Origin of the sequence: Alysiella sp. (genome assembly GCF_030525755.1) — a bacterium.
Lineage (GTDB): Bacteria > Pseudomonadota > Gammaproteobacteria > Burkholderiales > Neisseriaceae > Simonsiella.
In genome coordinates this window covers 1-6,380 of record NZ_JAUNEC010000069.1, presented here as the reverse complement: position 1 = coordinate 6,380, position 6,380 = coordinate 1, and the positions used below count along the sequence as shown (strand labels likewise).

Annotated in this window: 7 protein-coding genes and 1 tRNA gene; 6 read left to right on the top strand and 2 right to left on the bottom strand. The window is 42.1% G+C overall.

Going from position 1 to position 6,380, the window contains the following annotated elements:
* Window positions 1-91 (bottom strand): class I tRNA ligase family protein (locus Q4B82_RS09545; RefSeq protein ID WP_368501357.1); only part of this gene is annotated, 91 nt, incomplete at its 3' end.
* Window positions 92-270: 179 nt separating this feature from the next.
* On the opposite strand from Q4B82_RS09545, the gene Q4B82_RS09145 reads away from it, so the two are divergent.
* The 3 genes from Q4B82_RS09145 to Q4B82_RS09135 all read left to right on the top strand — a co-directional run bounded on the left by Q4B82_RS09145 (window position 271) and on the right by Q4B82_RS09135 (window position 2,781).
* Window positions 271-861: a class I SAM-dependent methyltransferase gene (locus Q4B82_RS09145; RefSeq protein WP_303066150.1), complete on the top strand. Its 591-nt coding sequence runs from the start codon at window positions 271-273 to the stop codon at window positions 859-861.
* A 72-nt stretch (window positions 862-933) separates the two neighbouring features.
* Window positions 934-1,863: a bifunctional riboflavin kinase/FAD synthetase gene (gene ribF / locus Q4B82_RS09140; protein WP_303066149.1), complete on the top strand. Its 930-nt coding sequence runs from the start codon at window positions 934-936 to the stop codon at window positions 1,861-1,863.
* Window positions 1,864-1,959: 96 nt separating this feature from the next.
* Window positions 1,960-2,781 carry a pyruvate, water dikinase regulatory protein gene (locus Q4B82_RS09135; protein WP_303066148.1) on the top strand — a complete coding sequence of 274 codons (822 nt, stop codon included), beginning with the start codon at window positions 1,960-1,962 and terminating at the stop codon, window positions 2,779-2,781.
* 70 nt (window positions 2,782-2,851) lie between these two features.
* Here Q4B82_RS09135 and Q4B82_RS09130 read toward each other — a convergent pair.
* A tRNA-Ile gene (locus Q4B82_RS09130) sits at window positions 2,852-2,927 on the bottom strand.
* A gap of 160 nt (window positions 2,928-3,087) precedes the next feature.
* Between Q4B82_RS09130 and Q4B82_RS09125 the strand changes: the two genes are divergently transcribed.
* The 3 genes from Q4B82_RS09125 (at window position 3,088) to Q4B82_RS09115 (ending at window position 6,028) form a co-directional block, all read left to right on the top strand.
* Window positions 3,088-3,636, top strand: a complete 549-nt coding sequence (locus tag Q4B82_RS09125; RefSeq protein ID WP_303066147.1) for a carboxymuconolactone decarboxylase family protein — start codon at window positions 3,088-3,090, stop codon at window positions 3,634-3,636.
* Between the two features lie 210 nt (window positions 3,637-3,846).
* Window positions 3,847-4,950 (top strand): acyl-CoA dehydrogenase family protein, encoded by a 1,104-nt coding sequence (locus tag Q4B82_RS09120; protein ID WP_303066151.1) that lies wholly within the window; start codon window positions 3,847-3,849, stop codon window positions 4,948-4,950.
* A 283-nt stretch (window positions 4,951-5,233) separates the two neighbouring features.
* Complete coding sequence (locus Q4B82_RS09115; protein WP_303066146.1) at window positions 5,234-6,028, top strand: ABC transporter ATP-binding protein; 795 nt, start codon at window positions 5,234-5,236, stop codon at window positions 6,026-6,028.
* The last annotated feature ends 352 nt before the right edge of the window (window positions 6,029-6,380 follow it).

The window sequence follows — 6,380 nt, the reverse complement described above, 5'->3', positions numbered from 1 at the left end:
TTTGAATGTGTTCCACCATGTGTCCCAAGTGGATTGCGCCGTTGGCGTAGGGCAGGGCGGAGGTAACGAGTATTTTGCGTTTGTTTGTCATGATAATTGGTGTGTTTGAGTAATTTAATGATGTCGGATTATGCCATAATTCGCATGTTTTTTGTTTTCAGGCAGCTTAGTAAGCATGATAAATATCTCAATATGGAAAAAAATTAAATTGGGATAATGACTTGGTATGTGTAGAGACCAATGCTTGCTGTATTTAACTTGGGAAAATAAATGAATGAAATCATGAATACTCATGCGCTACCTAATATTTTGTCCTTTGTTCATCAATTATTGCGTAGCCACATTCAAGCTGGTGATGATGTGATGGACGGTACAGCAGGCAATGGTCATGACACATTATTGTTGGCACAATGTGTAGGTAATACAGGCAAGGTTTATGCTTTTGATATTCAGGCAGCAGCACTTGATGCCACAGCTCAACGTTTGCAAATACATGGTTTATGCAATCACGTTAAATTGATACAAGATGGGCATGAAAATGCTGCTCAATATATTTCGGTTCAACTTTCTGCGGCAGTATTCAATTTAGGCTATTTGCCATCGGGCGATAAAAACATTACCACAATGCCAGAAACCAGCGTTCAAGCCATAAAAGTGGCTTTGAATTTATTGAAAGAAGGCGGTTTATTGGTGGTTGTGATTTATCATGGGCACCAAACAGGTAAATTGGAAAAACAGGCATTGGAAAGGTTTTTTAGTCAATTACCGACACAAAATTATCGTGTGATGCAATACGCTTTACTTAATCGTCCGAATTGTCCTCCTTTTGTGATTGCGGTAGAAAAAATCAAGGCTGCCTGAAAACAGCAAACGTTTCAGACAGCCTGAAAAAACGCTACAATGCGTTTATTTTGGTTTGGGTATTTGACACTTATGAACATTTGGTTTGGACGCAATGCGCCACACAGTTTACAAGGCAGCGCAGTCAGCATCGGCAATTTTGATGGTGTACACATTGGGCATAAACGCATCTTACAACGTTTGCATGATGAGGCACGCGCACGTGGTTTACAAAGTGTGGTATTGGTGTTTGAGCCGCAGCCAACTGAATATTTTGCTGCTCAAAGCGGTCGTACTTCTCCATTTCGTTTAACACCGATGCGCGACAAGTTGCGCCTTTTAGCGCAAACGGATTGTGTTGATGCGGTTTGGATACAGCGATTTAATACCGATTTTGCCAGTTTATCGGCGCAAGATTTTATGACTCAAATATTGTTGGATAAGCTCAATACCCGTTTTTTGTTGGTGGGCGATGATTTCCGTTTTGGTAAAGGACGCACTGGCGATTTTGAGTTTTTGTTGCAACAAACTGAATTTGAAACACAAAATACCCCCAGTATTTTGGTTTCAGGCAGCAGAGCCAGTAGTACACGCGTACGAGAAGCATTGGCAGCAGGCCGTTTAGACGTGGCAAGACAAATTTTGGGACACGATTACCGATTAAGTGGTAAAGTCAAACATGGTGCAAAACTGGGGCGTGTGTTGGGTTGTCCAACAGCCAATGTGCATTTGGCATCACACCGTTACGCACTTTCAGGTGTGTTTGTGATAGAAGTAACAGGCAGTTTTGGACGCAAAAATGGTGTGGCAAATTTGGGTTACAATCCAACGGTGTCTATGGTTTGTCAAAACAAATTGGAAGTTCATTTGTTTGATTTTTCAGGCAGCCTTTATGGTGAACGGATTGAAGTAACATTTTTGCATAAATTGCGTAATGAAATGAAATTCAATACTTTATCCGATTTGCAAAATGCGATTGCTCATGACATGAATGCCGCGAGAAATTGGTTATCTAACATCTAAATGTTTTCAGGCAGCCTATCCATTTCCATTCAATGCTGCCTGAAAATTAATTTGACCAAATATTTTGTGATTCAATTATTTTGAGGAAAACAAGTTATGAATACTGCTATTCGCCGTCCCACTTTCTTTGTTTCAGACCGCACAGGCATCTCCGCCGAAGGCATGGGCGATGCCTTATTGGAACAATTTGATGATGTGAAATTCAAACGTGCTACTTATCCTTTCATCAACACGCCCGAGAAAGCACATGCGTTAGTTCAAATCATCAACCGCGCTGCCGAAGAAAATGGCGTACGACCGATAGTGTTTTCCAGTATTGCAGACAGTAATGTGTTGCAAATTGTCAAAAGTTCGCAAGGTTTACACATCAGTTTTTTTGATGCATTTTTAGGTGAATTAGAACAAGAATTAGGGGTGTCGGCACGCCATTCTGTGATTTCACGGGTGCATAATGTGGAGCGTTATGATGCACGCATGGAAGCCGTAAATTTTGCATTAAATCATGATGATGGCGTATCAGATAAAGAACTCAAAGAAGCCGATGTGATTTTGATGGGGGTATCACGTTGTGGCAAAACACCAACCTGTTTATACCTTGCTTTGCAATATGGCATTCGTGCCGCCAATTATCCACTTACGCCCGATGATTTGGGTACAACTGAATTACCACGAATGGTTAAACCATATAAAAATAAATTGTTCGGTTTAACCATTCAACCAGAACGCCTACACGATATTCGTCAAGAGCGTCGTCCAGATTCCACTTATGCAGCTTTACAAACCTGTCGTAACGAAGTGGCTGATGCACAAGCCATGTTCCGTACCCACAATATTCCGCACACCAATACCACACATAAATCGGTGGAAGAATTAGCGGTTTGTATCATGCAAGAATGCAAATTAAAACGGCGTTTTTAATAATATGACTTTTCAGGCAGCATAAAACAACAAAACCGCATGAAGCACTTGATTTCACGCGGTTTAAATTTGGTAGGGCGGGTGAGTTTCGAACTCACGACCAAGGGATTATGAGTCCCCTGCTCTAACCCCTGAGCTACCGCCCCTTTGGGTTTAGGGGACAAATTATAAAGTATCGGCTTGTTTCAAGCAAGCTTGTATTATCATAGAATGAAAATTTATAAAGCAAAGAAGCAAAATGTCTTATTATTTATTTAACATTAGCGTTACAATAGACTTTATTTAAATCATTTAAGGAGCAATATCATGGCACGTTTGACCATTCATACCCCCGAAACCGCACCCGAAGCTGCTAAAGAGCGCGTTCAGGCAGCCTTAAACGCCAATGGCTTTTTGCCCAATTTGATTGGCGTGCTGGCAAATTCGCCCGAAGCGTTGGCATTTTATCAAGAAGTAGGCAAATTAAACGGTGCAACCAGCTTGACCGCAGGTGAACGCGAAGTAGTACAAATCATTGCAGCCAAACGTAATGAGTGCGGATTTTGCGTTGCAGGGCATACCAAATTGGCAACTTTGAAAAAATTGCTGTCTGAAAATGCGATTGCCGCGAGTCGTGCGGTTAATCCTACTGATTTTGATGATGAGAAATTGGCGGCTTTGGCAAATTTTACGATTGCGGTTATGGAAAACAAAGGCGCGGTTTCTGATGATGAATTGGCGGCATTTTTGAACGCAGGCTACACGCAACAGCAATCGGTAGAAGTGGTTTTGGGCGTGGCATTGGCGACCTTGTGTAACTACACCAACAATTTGGCGAAAACCGAAATCAACCCTGAATTGCAACAATTCGCTTAATTTTTGATTTTCAGATTGTTTTTCAACAAATGACATTTTTGGGGTGTGGGCTGCTGGTCCACACTATTTAGATTGGATTGGGCTTTGTCCGAAATATGCGGGCAAGCTGCCCACGCTCCATTGGTAGCCATCGTAAGGGCAGATTTTACATCTGCCCTTTTTTACAACATCATCATTGAAAAATTGTGTCCCAAAAAAGGAAAACTCATCATGTCGCAAGCAACTTTATTATCGCAAATTGCTCAATTAGTCCAAACCGAACTTGCGCCTATTGTACAAGATATTGACTGTAAAGGAATTTACCCTGAACACTTCATGCGAAAATTGGGAGAAATCGGTGGCTATCAATCGCTTGGCACAGTCGAACAAGGCGGCAACGGTTTGGGTTTGGCGACACAAATTTTGGCAATCTACGAAGTAGGCAAAGTGTGTGGCGCAACCGCGTTTTCGGTGTGGTGTCAATCGGCTTGCGCGTGGTATTTGCACAAAACGCCCAACGCTGTCGTGCGCGAACGCCATTTGTCAAATGTGTTGCAAGGCAAGGTGTTGGCTGGGACGGGTATGTCCAACACCGTCAAGCATTTGGCTGGTATTGAAGACCATAATTTGCAAGCTACCCCCACCGATGGTGGCTACATTGTGAATGGCGTACTCCCTTGGGTGTCCAATTTAGGCGACACGCACATTTGGGCTAATACCGCTCAAACATCAAACGGTTATGTGATGTTCATCACAGGTGGCGAATGCGAAGGCGTGTCGCTCAATCCCTGCCCTGAATTTTGCGCTTTGGAAGGCACACGTACCTTTGCGTTGAAATTTGACAATGTGTTTGTGCCAAACGAAGACGTGTTGGCGCAACCCGAACAGTTTGCCGATTACATCAAATCCATCAAAACAGGCTTTATTTTGTTGCAAGTCGGCATAGGCGCAGGCATTATTGACGGCTGCTTAAAAGAAATTGAATTGGCAAACGTGGGTTGTGGCGAGGTAAATTTCTATTTGGATAATCAAATAGATGACTTGCAAGTGCGTTTTGATAATATGTTAGCCAAAACGCAAAAATTGGCAGACGACACTTGGGCAGGTCAAGCCAGCTTGTTGGAAACGCTGGAAACACGTTTGGCGGCATCGGAATTGTGTTTGGACGCAGCGCAATCGGCGGCTTTACATGCAGGCGCGAAAGGCTATTTGATGCGCAGCCCCGTACAACGCCGTTCGCGTGAAGCCATGTTTGTGGCGATTGTTACGCCCGCGATTAAGCATTTGAAAAAGGAAATTGCCGATTTGGAATTTATGGGTGAGTTTTCCATTTAAGAACTTGTATTTACCAAAAGATACATCTTATATAGTGAATTCAATTTAAACCAGTATAGCGTTGTCAGCCATCTTACTTATTACTGGATGTACACAGTGCTCGCCGTTGCCTTGTCCTGATTTAAATTGAATCCACTATAATCAATCTGATGAATACAGGTTTTAAATGATTTTTCAGGCAGCCTATTTAGACCGAAATCGTCTAAATCACATAATCACAAAATCTTTTTTTTCGGGCGAAAAATGGCGTATGCTGTCTGAAATTTCATTCACAAAAATCATCATGAATACATTGAAAATTCAGAATATATCATTAGGTTATAAACAAAATGGCAGCTTAAAAATCATTTTGCACGATTTTAATTTAAACATTCGAGCGGGCGAGTTGGTGTGTTTATTGGGTGCAAGTGGGGTGGGTAAATCTTCGCTGTTACGTATGTTGGCTGGCTTGAATCAACCTCTTTCAGGCAGCGTGTCTTTGTTTGGCGAAAAATTGACGAAACCGCACCCGCGTGTGGGTTTGGTGTTTCAGAGCGCAGCTTTGTTGCCATGGTTGAATGTGCGCGATAATGTGGCGTTTGGTTTGGATTTTGCTCACCAACCCAAAATCAGTAAAGATGAACAAAGTCAACGTATTGATGCTGCTTTAAAAGAAGTGGGTTTGGCGAATGCAGCGAATAAATACCCGTCTGAATTGTCGGGTGGTATGGCGCAACGGGTAGCTTTGGCACGTGGTATTGTGCGTCAACCGCAAGTTTTGCTGCTGGACGAGCCGTTTTCGGCTTTAGACGCGGTGATTCGGGAGCAAATGCAAGCCATGTTACGCCAAATCGTGCAGCACCACAATACTGCCGCGCTTATGGTTACACATGACATTGATGAGGCTTTATTGGTGGCGGATAAAATTGTGTTGGTAGGAGGAGGCGGGCACGTGGCGGGGACGTGGCAACCTGAATTGCCGTTTCCACGTACGGTTCGTTTGGTGGAATTGCAAAATATGCGTTCGGAAATTGTGCAATCATTGTATACGGCGCAACAACACACTGAACAAACGAAAACGGTAGAATTTGTGATTTGATTTTTGTGACATCATTGAAATCTTGATAAAATCAAGAAATAAACAGTCGTTTAAAATAAGTACCATACAAGCTGTGCTGAAACATTTATCTTTATTATAGATGTTTAAAATAAAGATGATAATGCGGTGTATAGCTAAAGTATATCAGGAGGTTAATAAAGCTGTCTTATTTTAAACGACCATATTCAATTCATGTGGGCAGTTACTGCCTTGACTTATGGACTAAAAAACGCCTAATAATTAATTTATTGGGCGTTTTTCTTAATTTGAATTGTTTTATAGAATATTGAAAAGTTATTTTGGCGGAGTAAGAGGGATTCGAACCCTCGATGCAGATTTTAGTCCACATGCT

Coding starts and splice junctions, on each gene's coding strand:
- Q4B82_RS09145 (WP_303066150.1), top strand. CDS start 271: ATGAATGAAATCATGAATACTCATGCGCTACCTAATATTTTGTCCTTT.
- ribF (WP_303066149.1), top strand. CDS start 934: ATGAACATTTGGTTTGGACGCAATGCGCCACACAGTTTACAAGGCAGC.
- Q4B82_RS09135 (WP_303066148.1), top strand. CDS start 1,960: ATGAATACTGCTATTCGCCGTCCCACTTTCTTTGTTTCAGACCGCACA.
- Q4B82_RS09125 (WP_303066147.1), top strand. CDS start 3,088: ATGGCACGTTTGACCATTCATACCCCCGAAACCGCACCCGAAGCTGCT.
- Q4B82_RS09120 (WP_303066151.1), top strand. CDS start 3,847: ATGTCGCAAGCAACTTTATTATCGCAAATTGCTCAATTAGTCCAAACC.
- Q4B82_RS09115 (WP_303066146.1), top strand. CDS start 5,234: ATGAATACATTGAAAATTCAGAATATATCATTAGGTTATAAACAAAAT.